20 protein-coding genes are annotated in these 20066 nt (G+C 63.6%); 6 read left to right on the top strand and 14 right to left on the bottom strand.

From position 1 onward, the window contains the following. The first annotated feature begins 73 nt into the window (after positions 1-73). Positions 74-1105: an ATP-binding protein gene (locus AC1Z32_RS33555; protein ID WP_483483113.1), complete on the top strand. Its 1032-nt coding sequence runs from the start codon at positions 74-76 to the stop codon at positions 1103-1105. Here AC1Z32_RS33555 and AC1Z32_RS33550 read toward each other — a convergent pair. From AC1Z32_RS33550 to AC1Z32_RS33500, 11 genes are all read right to left on the bottom strand, one after another. After that, positions 1024-1734, bottom strand: coding sequence for a response regulator (locus tag AC1Z32_RS33550; protein WP_062610924.1), 711 nt, complete (start codon positions 1732-1734; stop codon positions 1024-1026). The two genes, AC1Z32_RS33555 and AC1Z32_RS33550, sit on opposite strands and share 82 nt — an antisense overlap. Then, positions 1731-2939 carry a pyrroloquinoline quinone biosynthesis protein PqqE gene (gene pqqE / locus AC1Z32_RS33545; RefSeq protein ID WP_483483112.1) on the bottom strand — a complete coding sequence of 403 codons (1209 nt, stop codon included), beginning with the start codon at positions 2937-2939 and terminating at the stop codon, positions 1731-1733. Before pqqE ends, AC1Z32_RS33550 begins: the two co-directional genes overlap by 4 nt. 4 nt (positions 2940-2943) lie before the next feature. Further along, complete coding sequence (gene pqqD / locus AC1Z32_RS33540) at positions 2944-3252, bottom strand: pyrroloquinoline quinone biosynthesis peptide chaperone PqqD (RefSeq protein ID WP_483483111.1); 309 nt, start codon at positions 3250-3252, stop codon at positions 2944-2946. Further along, the gene (gene pqqC, locus AC1Z32_RS33535; protein WP_483483110.1) at positions 3249-3995 is read right to left on the bottom strand and encodes a pyrroloquinoline-quinone synthase PqqC; all 747 of its coding nucleotides are present in this window, start codon (positions 3993-3995) and stop codon (positions 3249-3251) included. The genes pqqD and pqqC overlap by 4 nt, the downstream gene beginning before the upstream one ends. 22 nt (positions 3996-4017) lie before the next feature. Beyond that, the gene (gene pqqB, locus AC1Z32_RS33530) at positions 4018-4938 is read right to left on the bottom strand and encodes a pyrroloquinoline quinone biosynthesis protein PqqB (protein ID WP_483483109.1); all 921 of its coding nucleotides are present in this window, start codon (positions 4936-4938) and stop codon (positions 4018-4020) included. Next, the gene (locus AC1Z32_RS33525) at positions 4935-5507 is read right to left on the bottom strand and encodes a cytochrome b (RefSeq protein WP_483483108.1); all 573 of its coding nucleotides are present in this window, start codon (positions 5505-5507) and stop codon (positions 4935-4937) included. Before AC1Z32_RS33525 ends, pqqB begins: the two co-directional genes overlap by 4 nt. Before the next feature lie 63 nt (positions 5508-5570). Beyond that, positions 5571-6401, bottom strand: a complete 831-nt coding sequence (locus tag AC1Z32_RS33520) for a formylmethanofuran dehydrogenase subunit C (RefSeq protein WP_483483107.1) — start codon at positions 6399-6401, stop codon at positions 5571-5573. Next, a complete protein-coding gene (gene fhcD, locus AC1Z32_RS33515; protein WP_483483376.1) occupies positions 6398-7339 on the bottom strand; it encodes a formylmethanofuran--tetrahydromethanopterin N-formyltransferase in 942 nt (313 codons plus the stop codon). The genes AC1Z32_RS33520 and fhcD overlap by 4 nt, the downstream gene beginning before the upstream one ends. Before the next feature lie 18 nt (positions 7340-7357). Next, positions 7358-9058: a formylmethanofuran dehydrogenase subunit A gene (locus AC1Z32_RS33510; protein ID WP_483483106.1), complete on the bottom strand. Its 1701-nt coding sequence runs from the start codon at positions 9056-9058 to the stop codon at positions 7358-7360. Then, entirely contained in the window at positions 9055-10317 is a 1263-nt protein-coding gene (locus AC1Z32_RS33505) for a molybdopterin-binding domain-containing protein (RefSeq protein ID WP_483483105.1), read from the bottom strand. The genes AC1Z32_RS33510 and AC1Z32_RS33505 overlap by 4 nt, the downstream gene beginning before the upstream one ends. A gap of 928 nt (positions 10318-11245) precedes the next feature. Beyond that, a complete protein-coding gene (locus AC1Z32_RS33500) occupies positions 11246-11980 on the bottom strand; it encodes a HisA/HisF-related TIM barrel protein (RefSeq protein ID WP_483483104.1) in 735 nt (244 codons plus the stop codon). 13 nt (positions 11981-11993) lie between these two features. Here AC1Z32_RS33500 and AC1Z32_RS33495 point away from each other — a divergent pair, with 13 nt between their 5' ends. The 3 genes from AC1Z32_RS33495 to AC1Z32_RS33485 all read left to right on the top strand — a co-directional run bounded on the left by AC1Z32_RS33495 (position 11994) and on the right by AC1Z32_RS33485 (position 14851). Beyond that, complete coding sequence (locus tag AC1Z32_RS33495) at positions 11994-13034, top strand: ATP-grasp domain-containing protein (RefSeq protein WP_483483103.1); 1041 nt, start codon at positions 11994-11996, stop codon at positions 13032-13034. Continuing rightward, complete coding sequence (locus AC1Z32_RS33490) at positions 13031-14179, top strand: hydantoinase/oxoprolinase family protein (RefSeq protein ID WP_483483102.1); 1149 nt, start codon at positions 13031-13033, stop codon at positions 14177-14179. Before AC1Z32_RS33495 ends, AC1Z32_RS33490 begins: the two co-directional genes overlap by 4 nt. 84 nt (positions 14180-14263) lie before the next feature. Then, positions 14264-14851, top strand: a complete 588-nt coding sequence (locus AC1Z32_RS33485) for an amino acid kinase family protein (RefSeq protein WP_483483101.1) — start codon at positions 14264-14266, stop codon at positions 14849-14851. Between the two features lie 754 nt (positions 14852-15605). Here the strand turns inward: AC1Z32_RS33485 and AC1Z32_RS33480 are convergent. From AC1Z32_RS33480 to pqqA, 3 genes are all read right to left on the bottom strand, one after another. Continuing rightward, positions 15606-16310, bottom strand: a complete 705-nt coding sequence (locus AC1Z32_RS33480) for a (5-formylfuran-3-yl)methyl phosphate synthase (protein ID WP_483483099.1) — start codon at positions 16308-16310, stop codon at positions 15606-15608. A 36-nt stretch (positions 16311-16346) separates the two neighbouring features. Continuing rightward, on the bottom strand, positions 16347-16913 hold the full coding sequence (locus AC1Z32_RS33475) for a DUF447 domain-containing protein (protein ID WP_483483098.1): 567 nt from the start codon (positions 16911-16913) through the stop codon (positions 16347-16349). Between the two features lie 77 nt (positions 16914-16990). Then, entirely contained in the window at positions 16991-17065 is a 75-nt protein-coding gene (gene pqqA, locus AC1Z32_RS33470; protein ID WP_008354335.1) for a pyrroloquinoline quinone precursor peptide PqqA, read from the bottom strand. 396 nt (positions 17066-17461) lie between these two features. On the opposite strand from pqqA, the gene AC1Z32_RS33465 reads away from it, so the two are divergent. After that, positions 17462-18955 carry a form I ribulose bisphosphate carboxylase large subunit gene (locus tag AC1Z32_RS33465; protein ID WP_483483097.1) on the top strand — a complete coding sequence of 498 codons (1494 nt, stop codon included), beginning with the start codon at positions 17462-17464 and terminating at the stop codon, positions 18953-18955. A gap of 692 nt (positions 18956-19647) precedes the next feature. Continuing rightward, the gene (locus AC1Z32_RS33460) at positions 19648-20064 is read left to right on the top strand and encodes a RuBisCO small subunit-like domain-containing protein (protein ID WP_483483096.1); all 417 of its coding nucleotides are present in this window, start codon (positions 19648-19650) and stop codon (positions 20062-20064) included. Positions 20065-20066 lie beyond the last annotated feature (2 nt).

The raw sequence follows: 20066 nt of genomic DNA, 5'->3' as shown, positions 1-20066 counted from the left end.
GCAGGGAAGGGTTCCCAATCGCGTTCCATCTACTGCCGGGCACGATGAAGCCGTGCGTAGAATGCATTCCGTGATGCCGACCGACTCCATCCCCCCTCTCGCGAAAGACGCTTCCCGACGCTCGGCGCGCTCGCCGGTGTGGCGCGATCTGGCCTGCGTTCTCGCCGTCACGTCGATCGCCGGGGCGCTCTTTGCCCATTTCGACTTCAGCGAGTTCGCGTATCGCTGGACGCGCAGCGCCGAGCGCTTCCAGGTCGATGAACTGCCGCCGACGCTCGTCGTGCTCGCCATCGGCTTCGCATGGTTCGCGTGGCGGCGCTATCGCGAGGCGCAATCCGAAGTGCGCCGTCGGCGCGCGCTGGAGGAAGAGGCGGAGCATCTGCTCGCTGAGAACCGGCGTCTCGCGAGCCAGGCGCTCGCCGCGGAGGAGACCGAGCGACGCCATCTCGCGCGCGAATTGCACGACGAGCTGGGTCAGTACCTCAACGCGATGTCGCTCGATGCGGGGCGCATCCGCGATCTATCGGCGGGACGCGAGGCGGAGATTCATCGGCTGTCGCTCGCGCTGATGCAAAGCGCGACGCATGTGTATCGCGAGATCGGCGGCATGATTCGCAAGCTGCGTCCCATCGGGCTCGACGAGTTCGGCTTGCCGACCGCGCTCGAGCATTGCGTCGAGGGCTGGCGCGAGCGTCTGCCCGATGCGGCCTTCACGCTCGCTGTCGATGGCGACTTCGACAATCTCAGCGACGCGCTCAACATCACGCTTTACCGGCTCGTGCAGGAAGGGCTCACGAACGTGTCGAAGTTCGCGCGGGCTTCACGCGTGGAGATCTATCTCGCGCGCGCGCCGGAGGAAATCGTCGTGACGATGGCCGATGACGGCCCGGGCGTCGATCTGGCGAAGCCGCGCAAGGGGCTCGGCCTCATTGGCATGCGCGAGCGCGTCGAAGCGCTCGGCGGGGAGTTTCACATCGCGAGCGAGCCGGGCTCGGGCTTCCTGCTCTGCGCGCGCGTGCCGGCTCAGGCAGGGCTGCCGTTGCCGACGCCCGGACCGAACGACGCAAACGAAGCTTCGGCGGACGAAGCGAAATCGGCGAAGTGAAGGCCGAGGCGATTCGCGATCTGCGCGAGTTGCACGCCGTTGTCCGCGCCGAATTTCTGCCGGATCACCGATTGATGATTCGCCACCGTCTTCTGACTCAAGCCCAGTTTCTCCGCGATGCTCGGCAGCGTATAGCCCTGCACGAGCAATCGCAGCACTTCGAACTCGCGTGCGGATAGCTGACGTCCCGGCGGTCCTTCCTGGATCGTTGCGCGCAACGCCAGCGCCTGCGATATATCCGGACTCAAATAACACACGCGGCGCGCGACGGAGCGCACCGCTTCGACGAGCACATCGGGCGCGCTCGCCTTCGTGACATAGCCGCGCGCGCCCGCATCGAGCGCACGGCGCACGAAGATCGCTTCTTCATGCACGCTGAAGATCAGCACATGCGCGTGCGGCTCGCGCGCGAGCATGCGCCGCATCGCCTCGATGCCGCTCGCGCCGGGCAAGGCGAGATCCATCACGACGACATCCGGCTGCAACGCGCAGAACTTCTGATACGCCTCGGCGGCATTCGCCGCTTCGCCCGCGACGCTCACGTCGGGACTCAGTTCGAGCAGACGCTTGTAGCCTTCGCGCACGACGGCGTGATCGTCGACGAGCAGCACGGAGATGTCGGCAGTCATGGCTTGTTTTCTCCTTCTTGTTCTGCACCATTACCGGAGGCTTCCGCCGCGATGCGCCGCGAGTTCGCATCGTTGCGAAAGAGGATGGGCTGCTCCTGCGGTTCCTGCCTCGTCGATGCCGCGCGCACCACTTCGATCACGCGCTCGTGATGCGGAGACTTGTCGCACACGGGGTCAGCGTTCGCGGGGTCCTGCGTGAGCAGATACGCCTGGCAACGGCAGCCGCCCATGTCGATGGCTTTCTCGTCGCAACTGCGGCACGGCTCCTTCATCCAGCCGAAGCCGCGAAAGCGGTTGAACGCGTCGCTTTCGTACCAGATGTCCTTGAGCGGCATCTCGGTGACGTTCGGAAACGTGAGGCCCGGCAGCGAGCGCGCGGTATGACAGGGCAGCGCGGCGCCATCGGGCGCGATGCCGAGAAACACCGAGCCCCAGCCGTTCATGCAGCGCTTGGGTCTGCGCTCGTAATAATCCGGCACGACGAAGAAGATCTTGCACTTGTCGCCGATCTCGTTGCGATAGCGCTCGACCACGGCCTCCGCTTCGTCGAGCTGCGCTTTCGTCGGCATGAGCTGCGCGCGGTTCGCGTGCGCCCAGCCGTAGTACTGCGTGTTCGCGAGCTCGAGATATTCGGCGCCCATCGCGAGCGCCATGTCGATGATGCGTCCGATATGCGGCAGGTTATAGCGATGCAGCACGCAGTTGAGCACCATAGGAAAGCCGTGCGCCTTGATGAGTGCCGCGACGCGCTTCTTGTAGTCGAAGGTCTTCGTGCTGGAGAGGAAGTCGTTGAGCTCCTGCGACGAGTCCTGAAACGAGAGCTGGATGTGATCGAGCCCGGCCTCTTGCAACGCGCCGATGCGCTTCTCCGTCAAGCCGATTCCCGACGTGATGAGGTTCGTATAGAAGCCGAGCTTGCGCGCTTCCGCGACAAGCGTTTCCAGATCGTCGCGCAGGAGCGGCTCGCCGCCTGAAAAGCCGAGCTGCGCCGCGCCCAATGCGCGCGCCTGACGCAGCACGTCGAGCCATTGATCGGTGTCGAGTTCGCGTGTGTGATCGGCGTAATTCACCGGGTTGTAGCAGAACACGCAATGCAGCGGACAGCGATACGTCAATTCGGCGAGCAGCCACAGCGGCGGCGCAATCGGTGCATTCGGCGCGCCTTCGTGCTCGGGCTTTGCGATGGGTTCGGACAGATCGGTCATGACACTACTCCAGCCAGCCTCGCGCACGCGCGCCGGCGATGAACGCCCGCACGTCGTCGCCGAGACTGGTCGCGTTGAACGCCTGCTCCAGGTCGGCGACGAGCGCGGGGATATCGCGCGTGCCGTCGCAGCGCAGGAGAATCTGCGCCGCGCTCTGATTGAGCTTCACCATGCCTTCAGGATAAAGCAGCACGTGCGCATCCTGCGCCGGTTCCCATTGCAGGCGAAACAGGCGCTTCAGTTTCGGATGCAATGAATCGTCCGGCGCTTCTACTGCTTCCTGCTTTCGTTGAATCGGGTTGCTGTCGCTCATTGCGGGAACGCCTTTTCGATCGAATCCAGCATCGTCCAGAGGATATCGAGCTTGAATTGCAGAATGTCGAGCGCGCGCTGCTGTTCCTCGCGCGTCCTGAAGTGCGCGAGCGTCACTTCGAGCCCGTGCTCGACATCGCGCTGTGCGAGCGATACGCGCGAGCGGAAATACGAAAGCCCTTCAGGCTCGATCCATTTGTAATGCTCGGGCCAAGTCGCGAGACGATCCTTGTGAATCTGCGGCGCGAACATCTCCGTCAACGAAGAGCATACCGATTCCTGCCACGGCGCGCGCCGCGCGAAGTTCACATAGGCATCGACGGCGAAGCGCACGCCCGGCGTCACGAGCTTCAGCGACCAGAGTTCGTCGCGCGAGAGACCGACGGCATCGCCGAGACGCGCCCATGCCTCGATGCCGCCGGGCTGATCGCCGTAGCCGTCATGATCCAGAATGCGCAGCACCCAGCGGCGGCGCGTTTCGCGATCGGGACAGTTCGACATCACCGCCGCATCCTTCGGCGGAATGTTGATCTGATAGTAGAAGCGGTTCGCGACCCAGCCGCGTATCTGCTCCTTCGAACAGCCGCCGCCGTTCATCTTCACGTTGAACGGATGATGGATGTGATACGCCGTGCCCTTCGCGCGCAACTGCGCTTCGAATTCCTCGCGCGTCCACGCCGGGCCTGCGTCTTGCACTTTCGTGAAGATGGGGCCTGTGGTGGGGTTCAGCATCGGATCGAACATCGAACGGTCTCCAGTGCGGGTGTCATAGCTCGAAGGTCATGCCGTCGTGCGCGACCTCGATGCCGTGTTCGGACAGAATGCGCCTTTCGGGTCCATCCTCGATGAGGATCGGATTCGTATTGTTGATGTGGATCAGCACCTTTCGCACGTCCGCGCGATCGATCGAATCGAGCACCTCGATCATGCCGCCCGCGCCGCTTTGCGCGAGATGGCCCATGTCCTTGCCGGTCTTTTTCGTGAGGCCCAGGCGGATCATTTCGTCGTCGGTCCATACGGTGCCGTCGACGAGCAGAAGGTCCGCTTCGCGCATCGCATCGAGCACATGCGCTTCCAGTGCGCCGAGTCCCGGCGCATAGAACGCGCGCTTTCCCGTTGCCGTGTTCGTGAACATGAGGCCGATGTTGTCGCCCACTTCGGGCGCCTCGCGATGCGGCGAATACGGCGGCGCCTTGCTCGACAGCGGCAACGCATCGATCGTCACGCGCGGCAGTTCGGGCACGGAGAACGCGGCGCCATCGAGCGCGATGCGCCTGTGCTCCACGCCACAGTAATGCGAAAGAATCGACGTGATGGGAAAGCCGGTCGAGAGGTCCTGCCACACGGCGTCGGTCGTATAAAGCGGCAAGGGCGTGCCGCGTTCGCGCAGCATGAGAAGACCGGTGACGTGATCGATCTGCGCATCCATCGTGACGACGGCCGCGATGCCCGTGTCGCGCACGCGGCGCGCGGGCTGCAAGTCCGGATTCGCCGCGATCTGCGCGAGAATGTCAGGCGATGCGTTGACGAGCAGCCAGTCCTCGCCATTGTCGGTAACGGCAATCGACGATTGCGTGCGCGCGCGCGCCGCGATGGTGCCGCGCCGCACGCCGTCGCAATTGCGGCAGTTGCAGTTCCATTGCGGAAAGCCGCCGCCCGCCGATGAGCCGAGCACACGAATTTTCAAGGCCACATCCTCCGTAGAAGACCGTCGCGGTCGATCAGTTGATGCTTCATCGCGCCGAGAAAATGCAACACGATCAGCGCGGCCATGATCCACGCGATCGTCCCGTGGATGCCGAAGAAGATTTCACGCAGATGCTTGTCGTCCGAGCCCCATTGCGGCAGAGCCAGGCCCCAGAACTTCGTGCCGTACTTGTTGAACGACGAGCCGAGATAACCGGTGAGCGGCATCCCCACCATGCCTACGTATAAAAGAGCCTGCGTAATGCTCGCGGCGGCGCGTTGCCACGTTCGCATCGGCGGCAGAGGCGGCCGGCCGTAAGCCAGGCGTACCAGGATGCGGAGCAGCACCAGCAGGAAAACGGTGATTCCAAGCGACTTGTGGAAGTTGATGAGGTCCGACTTGAACGGCAGCCCGCGCGGCAGGCCCACCATGTAGAAGCCGATGCACAACATCGAGATGATCGCGATGGCGATGATCCAGTGCAGCGCGATCAGCGGGCGCGCGTAACGCTCGCTGGCGGCATCGAATCTGCCGTCGCGCGACGTTGCGGATGTCCGCGCGGTGCTCATGGCGTGTCTCCCGTGAAAATGGTTTTCGTTCCCGATGCTACAGGATTCATTTTTCTCGTCTGGCTAGATATTGGCGATCAGCAATTCCCCCCGTCCGTCGACCGCCAGGTCGCCCGCGTAGCGGCGCGGCAACACATTGCCCGGGAGTGTCGCGAAGGGCGCGATCTCGCGCGCGAGCATGCGCGTGAAGAGCCGCCAGAAGACGTCGAAGCCGTGGCCGCCTTCGGTGAAAGTCGGTGGGATGCGAGATGGCATTTCTGCCATGTTCATCAGTAAAACGGTGCCGCGCCGCATGCCGTAACCCAAGTGTGAACCGACTTTCCCGCCGACGCAGACCGAGCCCGCGACGAGCCGCGACGCGGCGAAATCGCCCGCATCGCCCGCGACGAGCACGGTGCCGCGCCGCATGCGGTCCGCGAGGCGCGCGCCTGCGTTGCCGTGGATCGTGAGCGTGCCGCCCGTCATGCCTTCCATGTCGCCGGGCAGCGCGCTCGCGGCGAAATCGCCCGCATTGCCGTGAATCGCCATGCGTCCGCCCTGCATTTCGCACGCGGCGAAAACGCCTGCATCGCCATGGATGTGCAATTCGCCGCCGGACATCTTCATGCCCGCATGATCGCCCGCGTTGCCGTGCACCGTGAGCGTGCCTTCGGTCATGTTCGCGCCGATGCGATCGAGCCATTGCACGTCGCCTTCGATCGTGAGCGAGGGCGCACCGGATTGCGTGAGCGCGACATCGAAGAGATCGCCGAGCGCGAAGGTTTCTCCCGCGCCGTGCAGCACCGTGCGCGGCAAATCGGAAGCCGATGTTTCAGCGAGCGCGGCGGGCAGTAACTTCGACCCGTCGACGCGAAAGCCCGGCGCATTTTTTACGCGCAATTCGATGGCGTTCATGCGCGGCTCCCGTCGATATCCTTCGACAGTTCATGCAGCTTGAAGTGATACGGCCCGAGCTTGCCGCCGTAATTGCCCGCCGAGATGCGCAGCACGCCGCCCGCACGCCCGATCTTCGTCGCGGCCGCGATGCCCGCCGTCATCGCGGCGCCGACATCGGCGTCGGTTAAGCCATCGATCACGATTTCGAGCACGCACGCGATATCCGGCGTCAGCTCGCTCTTCTTCGACAAGCCGACGAGCGTCGGGCAGAACGCATCGTTGGTCGATGCCGCCGCGCCCGCGTACTTCGAGCCGATTTTCGACCCTGAGCGCACGACGCCGCCCGGAAACGGCGTAATGATGTTCGGCAGCCGATGCATCGCGGCGACGGCGGATTCGGCCGCATGCAATGCGCTGTCGATATCGCGCGCGAGGAAGAGCAGATTGCCGCCGCCGACCGCCTTGACTGTTCCGGTGAAATCCTCGCAGACGAACTCGCCGTCCATCACGGGCACGCGCCAGTAGCGCGTGCCGTCGAGCACTTTCGATATCTGATAGCCGTCGCCGAAGAAGCGCAGGCCCGCGCCGAGCGGTGCGTTATCGGAGAGCGGCGCGCGCGTGTTCGCCGGATCGATGCCGCCATAGACGGCCGTCGTCGGGCACGTGAGCACGCATTGCCCGACGCGCCGCGCGATTTGCTTGGCCAGTTCCTTCGACGATACCGCGAAGATCAGCACCGCGACGCCGGGCCGGCCATCAGGCGTTTCGTCGGCGGAAAGATCGCGTTCGACGCCGGCCTCGCAGCCGCAATCGATCACGGATGTCGCGAAGCCAGTCAGCGAGTTGGCCGCATGCCGCGCCCACGTCGATGTGTGCGCGGTGATGACGAGGCGCGTCGCCTTCATCGGAAAGGCTTCGGCGAAGGTGTCGTCGATCTGCGTGTCGTTGATGCGCATGTCGTTGATGTACATGCATCAGCTCCCGCTAGCCGCGAAGCATGCGACGGGCAAGAGCCGCCCGCCGTTGCAGCACGCGCAGATTTCGTCGTCGCCGATCGCGATGTTCTCGAAGCGCGTCGCGAGATTCTTCTGCGCGTAGTCGCGCACGCGCTTTTCGATCGCGCGGTCGTACTCGGGGCTCACGAAATGAATGCCGCCGGTGGGCGTGGCGAGCAGCGTGCCGTCGCGCGCGATCAGCTGCCCGTCCTTGAACACATAAGCGGGCGATGTGAACATGCGCTCGCGATCCGCATCGTCGCGATACACGGCGATATCCGCCGCCGCGCCCGCGCCGAGATGGCCGCGATCTGTCAGGCCGAGCAGCTTCGCGGGACCGGCGCGCGTGATGATCGCGATGTCGTACAGCGAGAACTCGCGCGTGATGCCGCCGAGCGCGCTCGCGGTTTTCGCATCGGCGTGAAGCTTGTCGAGCTGCTCGTCACGGAAGGATTTGTCCATCAGCAGGCGGATCAGATGCGGATAGCTCGTGAAGGGCGCGCCGTTCGGATGATCGGTCGTCATCGACACGCGCCACGGATCGTCGACGAGCAGAAAGATCTCCAGTCCGATGATCCATTGCAGCGCATTCACGAAGCTTTGCTCGCGATACTTGAACGGCACGACGCCGCAGCCCGCATCGCATTCGATATCGCCGAGCACCCATTTGCGCGGGTTGGCCATGGGCGCGTTCTTGAACTGCATCATCGTGTCGCCGGATGCGGTGACAGTCTGGCCGAAGATGATCTGGCCGACATCGATGGTCACGTTCTTGCGCGCATTCACTGCTTCGGCGATCGCCCGCGCGCCCGACGAGAACTTGCGCGGGCCCTCGGTGCCGTAGCTGTGGAACTGGATATGCGTCAGATGAATGGGCAGGCCGACGGCTGCGTCCATCGTCCTGATCGTCGATTCGATATTGCCCGGCACGCCGAGGTTGCTCGCGTGAACATGCAATGGATGCGGCACGCGCAGATCGGTGAGGGCGCGCGTGAGCGTCTTCAATACGTCGCGCGGCGTGATGCCGTAGTGGACGTGTTTCTCGTCGACATCGAGCGAGCGCTGATTGAACTTGAACGCCGAGATGCCGCCGGGATTCACGACCTTCACGCCGAGCGCCTTGCTCGAATGTATCGTCCAGCCGACATAGTCGCGCAGGCGCTCGAAGTCTTCGTTCGCGGCGAGCATCTGCAGGAAGAGCTCGTCGTTGCCCATCATCACGTAGGCGCCGTGATCGATGATCGGTGTGTCGCCCATTTCCAGATGCGCGTGGCGCGCGTTCGACGCGATCATCGCCGGCTCGAACGCGGCCGTGTAGCCCATTTCCGCATAGCGATAGCCCGCGTCGAGCGTGCCCGGCGCGCATACGCCGCACGAGGGCAGGCGCATATAGCGGCCTTCGCTGGGGCGATCGGGCACGGCGCGCGGATCGTCGCGATGATCTTCGGGCAGCAGCAGGCGCGAGAGGTTCGTCTTGCCGCCGCCGATGTGCGAATGCAGATCGATGCCGCCCGCCATCACGATCATGCCGTTTGCATCGAAATCGCGTTCGGGTGCGATGGATTCGCCTTCTGCGTTATCGACGATGCGGCCATCGCGAATATAGATGTCGCGCTTCTCGCCATCGAGGCCGTTGGCCGGATCGTAGAGCGTGCCGCCCTTCAGGCGCGTGAGGCTCATTGCGGCCTCCTTGCCTGCGTGAGCTGCGACGCGATCGAGGCGACCGTCGGCAGTCCCGCATCGCGCGCGGCGGTGAGCGGCGCGACGACCGATGTATCGACGCGAAAGAGATGCCCGCCGCTGTCGATGCCTGGCGTCGCGACGGGAATGAACACGGTCGGGGCCTGGCGCGCGGGCACTGTCATCGATGGATGGCCGAGGATGATCGCGGGCACGTTGTCATCGAGCGATGCGGGCAATGGCTCGGGCGCGAAGCTCGACACCCAGAGGAGCGCATCGATTTCGCCGCGCTGCAGGAGCGCTTCCGTGCGATAGCGATGCGCGTCGTGATCGAGCGGCATGCCGTACGCGACGCGCGTGCGCACTGGGAAGCCCGAGAGCCACGTGATTGCCTGATTGACGGATGCCGCGCCATCGTCGCCGGTGAGCGCGAGCGCGCCTGCGCGCGCGGTGCGGTTGATCGCCTTGACGATGCGTTGCAGCGCTTCGATCGCGAGCGCCGCGTGTGGTGCCGGCAGCATCGAAGGCTCGTAGATGAACGCGGTGTAGTGCGCTTTGACGATGCGCTCCGTCAGCGCGACGAGTTCTGCGACCGGAACCGGCCGGCCGCCTTCGACGTGCGCGGACCAGAGCGCGAGAGTATCGAAGGGATCGGCGTTCTGCAGTATCGATTCGGCGTGCGCGTTCGCGGCTTTATCGACATCACATCCGACGAATACGATGCCTGTGTCGCGGTCTTTGCCGATGGCGCGTTCGTAGAAGCGCGGATAGCGCCGCGACGGCTCGCACGCGAACACGACGACCAGATCGGCGCGTGAGCGCACTTCGGAGAGCGTGGTGAAGAGTGCGCCGCGGTCTTGCAGCACGCGGTTGCTGTCGGCGAGCGAGTCGCCGTGCAGATGATCGAGGATGGCGCCGCAATGCGCGGCGAGTTCATAGAGCGCGCGTGCGCCGGCCACGTCGGTCGCGAGTGCGCCGAAAAGCGGCCGCCGTGCGTTCGACAGGATCGCCCCGGCTTGCGAGAGCGCCGACGCGAGATCGGTGGGTTGCGCGTTGACCGTCGGTGCTTGCTTTGTGTCGTTGGGACCGACGCGGGCAAGCGCCTCCGCCAAGCGCGGGCAGGCGGTGTGCGGTGCTGCGAGGCGCTGATCGGCGCTCGGCACGAGCGTGATGTCGTCGCATAGCAGGGGGCAGAACGGGCAGGTCCAGGGTTTCGAAGCTGTGGCCTGTGCGTTCGATATCGTGGAGGAATCGTGCATGGTGACGCTCTAGAGCAAGGTCTATGCCCTTTTTTTCGCCGGATCCCGTTTTCTTAGTGGTCTATTAGCGTTGCCCCTGTGCGGGGCGGCAGTCACCTTGGTTTGTTTCCGGGTACGTGAAATCCTGTTTTCGCGTTGGTCTATTAGCGTTGCCCCTATGCGGGGCGGCAGTCACTTTCTTTGCTGCTGCAAAGAAAGTAACCAAAGAAACAGCTTGTCCCATCCAAAGTGCTTCATGCCGGCCCCGGCACAGAAGATGGCACGTGGACCGGCAATAGCGAGTGCCCTCGTAGGCCTAATCGGGCGTGGACCGCGCACGGTCTGACAAGCTAAAAGTTTGAGCGCGCTGGTTCAGCACCAAATAGCGCCGGCCCAGCGCTACGCGCTGCCGCTGGGTATGCAAGGGAAACCAACGGTGGGCGAATGCAGTGAGATGGAAGCGTTAGCACGGAAGTGTGCGCCGACCCGATGGACCGGTCGGCCGCGAAGCGGGCCGGAGCTATTTGGCGCCTTACCGGTCAGTTGAGCGGTGCGATGTGGCAGACCGTGCGCGATCCAAGCCCGGTTAGGCCTATGAGGGCACTCGCTACTGCCGGACCACGAGACTTCTTCTGTGCCGGGGCCGGTGTGAAGTACTTTGGATGGGGATAGCTGTTTCTTTGGTTACTTTCTTTGCAGCAGCAAAGAAAGTGACTGCCGCCCCGCATAGGGGCAACGCTAATAGACCAAAAACAAAACGGGATCCGGCGAACAACAACAACGACAACAACAACAACAGGAGCACCTGCCCTCGCTGCCCAAAGCGAACAAAAAACTGCTCCGCATTGCAACACACTGTCACCCATGCACCACCTGATGCAACACCTCCTTGCCGTAGGTTTACGGCCCCGCCCCAGCCCTCAAGGCCCTTGGCACAAATATTGAGAGTTCACCCTTCCGAAGCCCCGCGAGGCACATCGCGACGACCCAAAGTCCCATCGTGAATCGCGGAAGCGACGAGCCACGCATAGGCGCCGCTACCGGCGGCAAGAGCGAGATCGGCATCATCGCGGATACCGCCCGCACCGATCACCTCGCGCCCCCCGGCAAGCGCCCGCACGGAAGCGAACGTATCGAGATCGGGCCCGGCATTCGCGCCGACATGATCGAGCGTCATCACGATCACGCGCGACGGCCACCACGCGCTCTCGGTATGCGTCGAACCGAGCACCCGCCCGCCGCGATAGTCGAGCGAAAGAATCGGCTCGAAGCCGCAAGCCGATGCCTCGGCGATCGCGCCGATGTCGAGCAGCGTCTCGGTGCCGAACACGGGCACGATCGCGGCGGGCGACGCGGACCGCGACAGACGCGTGATGCGTTCGACCAACGCGCGCATCGGCGCAAACGCGGTGAAGCCCGCGTCGAGCCAGACGCGCAGGCCGTCGCCGAGGGCATCGCAGAGCGCGGCGAGCGCATGGTCGTGCGCGCCGCGCGAAAGGATCGCGCCCAGATCGGCGACGTACAACGTGCGCGCGCCGGTGGCGGCGACGAGCGCGCGGGCGATCGCAACCGGATCGCTCGTCGCGCACAAGGACGACTGGATCGGCCGATAACGCGAACGCTCGCCGCGCACCGCGCGCACCGCGTGGCCGTCGAGCAGATCGAGAACAGGTATCACCTGCATGGATGGCTTTCCTTTGAACAAGATCTTTGTATTCGAGTATCTCACCGGCGGCGGCATCGATCCGGACGTGGCCGACACAGGCAGCCTCGCCGACCTCTCCGCGCTGATCGTCGAAGGCCGCGTGATGCGCGATGCCATCGCCGCCGACCTGCGCGCGCTGCCAGGCATCGAGGTGACCGTCGCGAGCTCGCGCTTCGAGCAGCTCGGCGACGAACGCGGCTACGTGCGCGCGCAGCCCGGCGAGCCGGTCACGCGCTTCGTCGCCCGCATGGCGCGCGAGCATGACTATGCGTGCATCGTCGCGCCCGAGTGCGATGGCCTCCTGCTCAAGCTCTACGATGCCGTTGGCCAGGCGCGCTGGCTCGGCTGCGCGAAGGAAGCGATCCGCGCGGCGTCGAGCAAAAGCGCAACGGCCGCGTGTCTCGCCGCGCGCAGCATTGCCGCGACGCCCGCGCTCGAACCCGAGCACGCGTCCACCGGTCTCGGACGGCGCTGGGTCGTCAAGCCCGACGACGGCGCGGGCGGCCTCGATACCTACGTCTACGACGATCTCGCCGCCGCGCGCGCCGAATATCAGACGCGCGCCGAAGCGGGCCGCAATCCCGTGCTGCAGGAATGGGTCGACGGCGAGCCGCTGAGCTTGTCGCTGATCTGCCGCGACCGGCTCTCGCGGCTCGTCAGCATCAACCGGCAGCGCATCGGCCTGTCGGATGCGGCGGGCTCGGGACGGCGCGAGCGCATCGTTCAGTTCGATGGCGTCGATGTCAATTGCATCGACAGGCATGGTCCGCAAGGGCGCGCGCTGGAGCGGCTCGCGCTGCGCGTCGCGGAGGCGTTTCCGGGCTTGCGCGGCTTCGCGGGCATCGATGTCGTGTGGCATCCCGAGCGCGGGCCGGTCGTCATCGAGGTGAATCCGCGTCTGACGGTCGCGTATGCGGAACTGAGCCGGCGCGGCGGCAAGAATCTCGCGGCGGAGTTGCTCGCGGCGCATCGCGTGCCTGGTTTCGACGGCGATGCCGGATTGCTGCGCGCATGCGGCGGAGCGGCGTCATGACGACATCGGCATCGAACGACGCGCCGGTGTTCGGCTGGGACGTGGGCGGCGCGCACGTCAAGGTGTCGATGGCGAGCCGCGCGGGCGTGCTTTCCGATGTCGCGCAATGGGCGTGTCCGCTGTGGCAGGGCATCGCGCATCTCGAACGCGTGATCGACGCCATGTTCGAGCGCTGGCCTATCGCCGCCGATGCATCCGCGCGCCATGCCGTCACGATGACGGGCGAGATGGTCGACCTCTTCGCCGATCGCGCCGAGGGCGTGCGTACGCTCACGCGCACGCTCGCGCAACGGCTCGGGCCGCGCACGATGTTCTTTGCGGGCGGAGGCGACCAGGGCAACTGGCTCGCGCGCTCGGCGTGCGCGGACGGCTGGCGCAGGGTGGCATCGGCGAACTGGCTCGCAACGGCGCAATGGGTCGCGGCGTGCATGCCGGATGCATTGCTCATCGATATCGGCAGCACGACGACGGACATCATTCCGATCGTTGGCGGCCGTGTCGTGGCGCGCGGCGCGAACGATGCCGAGCGGCTCATCAGCGGCGAGCTCGTCTATCAGGGCATCGTGCGCACGCCGCTGTGCGGTGTCGCGCATCGCATTGCGTTTCGCGGCGAGACGACCGGCGTGATGAACGAATGGTTTGCGACGACCGCGGACGTCTATCGTCTGACGGGCGAGCTGTGGCCGGAGCACGACCAGCATCCGAGCGCCGACAACGGGCCGAAGACGGAGGCCGCGAGCCGTGCGCGCATCGCGCGGATGATCGGTCGCGATGCCGCCGATGCGACCGATGCCGAATGGCGCCGTTTCGCGCAGAACTGGCGTCACGAGCAGTTGCGCACGCTGGAGTTGAATCTCGCGCGCGTGGTCGCGCAGGATGCGGCGCTCGCGGCGGCGCCGATCGTCGGCGCGGGGTGCGGCCGCTTCCTGGCGGCGGCGCTTGCGCGGCAGGAGGCGCGCAGTTATGTCGATTTCGCGCGGCTTGCGGGCGTGGCCAGCGACGATGCGACGCGTGCCGAATGGGTATCGACATGTGCGCCGAGCGTGGCGGTCGCGTTGCTGGCATCGACGGCGGCGGGCGGCTCGAAGGGCGAGGCGGGCAACGAAGCGCGTTCTTCGAACGATGCGTCGCCTCGTGCGGCGTGATCGCGTGCGAAGTACAGCGGAGCGCAGGCGCGGTAAGCAACCGGGAGCGTGGCCCGGCGGCACTATCGAACGAGGACAGAAAACATGTGGGTGGTGAAGATCGGGGGTAGCCTCGGTCACGACCCGGCGCTGCGCGAGTGGTTGACGCGGCTATGGGAAGTGGGCGGAGGGCGCGTCGTGATCGTGCCGGGCGGCGGCGATTTCGCGGACGCGGTGCGGCAATATCAGCGCGAATGGCATTTCGACGATCTCGCCGCTCACAACATGTGCCTGCTTGCGATGGCGCAATACGCCATTTTGATGCAGGGCGTGGTGCCGGAACTCGTGCTGGCTTCGAATGAGGATCGCATCCGGCGTGCATTGCGGGATGGACGCGTCGCGGTGTGGGTACCGACTGATCTGATGCGTGCGACGCCTGATTCGATGACGAACTGGGACACGACCTCGGACAGCCTCGCGGCCTGGCTCTCCACTTCGCTCAATGCGGAGCGCTTGATGATCGTGAAGTCCTGTGATGTCGATGCGGATGCACCGCTGGAAGCGCTGGCCGCTAAGGGCATCGTGGATCGGAGGTTTCCCGCTTATGTGCGGGATGCCAATTATATTGTCGAGATTTTTAGTAAAGCCGATGCTTCGGTTATGCGGGATCGGTTGCTTAATGTGGCGGTTTAAGGGTGGTCTGCTTCGGCTTCTATCGACTTCCTGTTTTCGTGTCAGTCTATTGGCACTGCCCCTGTGCGGGGCGGCAGTCACTTTCTTTGCTGCTGCAAAGAAAGTAACCAAAGAAACAGCTTGTCCCATCCAAAGTGCTTCATGCCGGCCCCGGCACAGAAGATAGCAAGTGGTCCGGCAGTAGCGAGTGCCCTCATAGGCCTAACCGGGCTTGGATCGCGCACGGTCTGTCACATCGCACCACTTCACTTACTGGTTCAGCACGAAATAGCTCCGGCCCGCTTCGCGGCCGACCGGTCCATCGGGGATGCGTGTGCTTCCTTGCTAATGCTTCCATCTCACTGCATTTGCCTTCTGTTGGTTTCCCTTGCACACCCAACGGCAGCGCGTAGCGCTGTGCCGGTTCTATATGGTGCTGAACCAGCGCCCTTAATGTTCTAGCTCGTCAGACCGTGCGCGGTCCAAGCCCGGTTAGACCTCTGAGGGCACTCGCTACTGCCGGACCACGAGACTTCTTCTGTGCCGGGGCCGGTGTGAAGTACTTTGGATGGGGATAGCTGTTTCTTTGGTTACTTTCTTTGCAGCAGCAAAGAAAGTGACTGCCGCCCCGCACAGGGGCAGTGCAAATAGACCGACGCGAAAACAGGATTCCACGCCGGTGGGCGAAGCAAAAAAGACAATAGACCGACGCGAAAACAGGACTCCACGCCGGTGGGCGAAGCAAAAGACAATAAACCGACGCGAAAACAGGATCTCATAGAAGCCCAACAAGCGAACGGGCATGCAATGCCCGAACCCACTGCCCGACGCGCGAGGGATCGAGCCGCCCGCCCCGCCCATCGCGCTCATCGCATAAAGCTCCTCGAAAGCCAGCAATATCCGGCGAGAGCGAAAGAATCCGATCGAGATCGCCCCAACCCAAGGACCCGGCGACGGCAGTCATTGCCCCACGAGCACGCACAGCGGCGATGCACGCGCCCAGTTCCGCAATATCGACACAATCGAACAACGTGCGCCCGTTCTTGCTCGCCGTATCGAACACGATGCCGACAAAGCCGAGCTGCGCGGCGAGCGCACAAAGCTCACGATCCACGCCATCATCCGACAGCAACACCGGCACGACCGCCGCCGGCAGGCTCGCCAGATGCCGCAGGCAAGCAAAAGCACCGGCACCGGGCGAAACCCCCACCTTCACATAATCGACACCAGTAGCCGCGACATCGAGCACCCGCGTGGTGATCTCATCGAGCGCATCGTTGGGCAAATCGCCGATGGTCGCGCTGATCGGCCGTACTGCAAACCGCGCCCGCAACTCACGCACGATATGCACGATATCGCCAACCGCGACGCCGCCCAGCGCGCCCGCGCTCGGCTCCTTCAAATCGATCAGTTCGGCGCCGGCGTGCGCGGCATCGAATGCTTCGTCGGTTGAGCGGACACTCGCGAGCAATGCGGTCATCGTCGAAACTCCAGAGGGGATGCCACGAAAGATGCGTCAGGTCAGCGCCTTCGCGCGATGCGCGTCGATCGCACGCAAGAGCCATTGCCACGCCTCGCGCTCGTCGTCGCCCGCGGTCTTGTCGATCGCGATCCGCAAATACGCAAGCTCGCTATCCACCTTTTCCGGCGGCAGCATGAAAAGCCGGCTCACGAGAATCGCACCCTCGACGACCGCCGCCTGCGCGCGATTGAAGCCCGGAAACGGTGCATGTGTCGCGCGATGCACGCATTCCATGCGCAGCATGGGACGCGTTTCGTCATCGACGATCTCGGCGAGGCGCAACTCGATATGCGCGAGCGTCGTCGCGAGCCGCACGCTCGGCACGGTGTCCGCGGCGACCGTCGGCCAGTCGCGCGCATAGCCCGTCACGCAACCGGCGAAGACGCGCACATCGGTCGTCAAGTTGATGACGGCGCTCTTCGTCGCGATGACGTTATCGAGCGTCGCCGACGGGCGAAACGGCGCGAGGATCGCAAAGCCTTCCTCGAAGCGCACGCCCATCGGCGCGATGTGCGGCCGGCCATCGCGATCGGCGGTCGTGACGATGGTCTCGTAAATCATGATGGTCGGCGTAGATATTCGTGACCGCACGAAGAGCCGCAATCGCTTCGACGCGGCCTCGTGCGGTGGGTCCGCGTTCAGCGGGTGGCGATATACATCGTGATTTCGAAACCAAAACGCATATCGGTGAAGCTAGGCGTGGTCCATTGCATGCGCGTTCCTCCATGTGAGTTGGGTTGATGCCTCGATTACCGCTTTCAATGATTTGCCGAGGCGGACGAATCCGCCAGGCGGCCGGGAGGGGGCCGGCATTTCGACCATGCAAGCGTCATGCCAATGACATGAAGCGGATGCCGAAGAGCGCGGCCTCTTCATCATGCGCGCCGACTGTGACGAAATCAGAACAAAGTGTCCCATCCGCCCGGTCATAAACGCATCAGGGCTAATCCCGACTAAGGCATCGTTTAAGCCCGGGCAAGAAATTCGTGAATTCCTTTCTGCGCGAGCAGTGCTTACTCTGCAATCACAGCAGGCGCAGCACACAAGCGCGACGGACGCTTCGAACATCAAGGCGCACGTCACTCTCATCTCACTGTCGAGGAAACGGAATGAACGACTTCAGCAAGGCCGCCGTCGAGGCGGCGCGCAATCCGTCCGATCCGCGCTCGCGCTATGCGGCCGGCGTCATGAAGTATCGCGAGATGGGCTACTGGCAGCCCGACTACACGCCGAAGGACACGGACGTGATCGCGCTCTTTCGCATCACGCCGCAAGCGGGCGTGGAGCCGGAGGAAGCGGCGGCGGCCGTGGCGGGCGAATCGTCGACGGCGACATGGACCGTCGTGTGGACCGACCGTCTCACCGCGTGCGACATGTATCGTGCGAAGGCGTATCGCGTGGAGCCGGTTCCGAACTCGCGCGCCGACGAGCCGCAGTACTTCGCGTACATCGCCTATGAGCTCGATCTCTTCGAGGAAGGCTCGGTTGCCAACCTGACGGCATCGATCATCGGCAATGTGTTCGGCTTCAAGCCATTGAAGGCGTTGCGTCTCGAGGACATGCGCATTCCGGTTGCGTATCTGAAGACGTTCCAGGGGCCGCCGACAGGCATCATCGTCGAGCGCGAGCGGCTCGACAAGTATGGGCGGCCGTTGCTCGGCGCGACAGTGAAGCCGAAGCTCGGGCTGTCGGGCAAGAACTATGGGCGCGTCGTGTATGAGGGTTTGAAAGGCGGGCTCGATTTCCTGAAGGATGACGAGAACATCAACTCGCAGGCGTTCATGCACTGGCGCGACCGCTATCTCTTCTCGATGGAAGCGGTGAACCGCGCGCAAGCGGAAACCGGCGAAGTGAAGGGCCATTATCTGAACGTGACCGCCGGCACGATGGAAGACATGTACGAGCGCGCGGAATTCGCGAAGGAACTGGGCTCGTGCATCGTGATGATCGATCTGGTGATTGGCTGGACGGCGATTCAGTCGATGTCGAAGTGGGCGCGTCGCAATGACATGATCCTGCATCTGCATCGCGCGGGGCATGGCACTTATACGCGGCAGCGCAATCATGGCATTTCGTTTCGCGTGATCGCGAAGTGGCTGCGGATGGCGGGGGTCGATCATGCCCATGCGGGCACGGCGGTTGGCAAGCTCGAAGGCGATCCGCTTTCCGTGCAGGGCTATTACAACGTATGCCGTGAAGCGCGTAATGAGCCTGACTTGTCGCGTGGCATTTTCTTCGATCAGCCGTGGGCGGGGTTGAGGAAGGTGATGCCGGTTGCGTCGGGTGGCATTCACGCTGGGCAGATGCATCAGTTGCTCGATCTCTTCGGCGATGACTGCATTCTGCAGTTTGGTGGCGGCACGATTGGGCATCCGCAAGGGATTCAGGCCGGGGCGACGGCGAATCGCGTCGCGCTCGAAGCGATGGTTAAAGCGCGGAATGAAGGGCGAGATATTGCCAACGAAGGACCGGACATTCTGGAAGCCGCTGCACGATCGTGTACGCCGTTGAAGCAGGCGCTCGATACCTGGCGCGATGTGACTTTCAACTATGCGTCGACGGACACGCCGGATTTTGCAGTTACGGCGACTGCTGCGGCGTAAGAGGTCTTTTTGTTGCTGTTCGCCGGATCCCGTTTTCGTGTTGGTCTATTAGCACTGCCCCTGTGCGGGGCGGCAGTCACTTTCTTTGCTGCTGCAAAGAAAGTAACCAAAGAAACAGCTTGTCCCATCCAAAGTGCTTCAAGCCGGCCCCGGCACAGAAGATGGTATGTGGTCCGGCAGTAGCGAGTGCCCTCGTAGGTCTAACCGGGCGTGGACCGCGCACGGTCTGACAGGCTAGTTGTTTTGGCGCGCTGGTTCAGCACGAAATAGCTCCGGCACAGCGCTACGCGCTGCCGCCGGGTCTACAAGGGAAACCAACCTAACGCGAATGCAGTGAGATGGAGGTGTTAGTAAAGAAGCACGCGCGGACCCGATTGACCGGTCGGCCGCGCAGCGGGCTGGAGCTATTTCGCGCCTTACCGGTCAGTTGAGTGGCGAGATGTGACAGACCGTGCGCGATCCAAGCCCGGTTAGGCCTATGAGGGCACTCGCTACTGCCGGACCACTTGCGCAGTTCTGTGCCGGGGCCGGTGTGAAGTACTTTGGATGGGGATAGCTGTTTCTTTGGTTACTTTCTTTGCAGCAGCAAAGAAAGTGACTGCCGCCCCGCATAGGGGCAGAGCAAACAGACCGACGCGAATACAGGATTTAACGGAAGCGCAAAACAACCTAACTGAAATAAGGATGCCGAAATGAACATAACGCAAGGAACATTTTCCTTCCTGCCACCCTTGACCGATGAAGAGATCTCAGCGCAGATCAACTACGCATTGGACCAAGGCTGGGCCTGCTCGGTGGAATTCACCGACGATCCCCATCCGAGAAACACCTATTGGGAAATGTGGGGCCTCCCCATGTTCGACCTCCACGATGCCGCCGGCGTGCTGATGGAAGTAAATGAATGCCGCGCGACGTATCCGAACCACTACATCAAGGTCAACGCCTTCGACTCCGTAAGAGGCTTCGAAACGATGCGTCTCTCGTTCCTGGTGAACCGGCCAGTAGAAGAGAAAGGTTTCCGCCTGGAACGCCAGGACGAAAAGAGCCGTGTCCAGCGCTATGCGATCCGCACCTACGCAACCGATCGCCCGAGCGGCGAGCGCTATTGATG

The sequence above is a fragment of the Caballeronia sp. 11_S32 genome (assembly GCF_056930355.1).
Note: the sequence above shows the minus strand (reverse complement) of the source record. Positions and strands in the feature narration are given on the sequence as shown.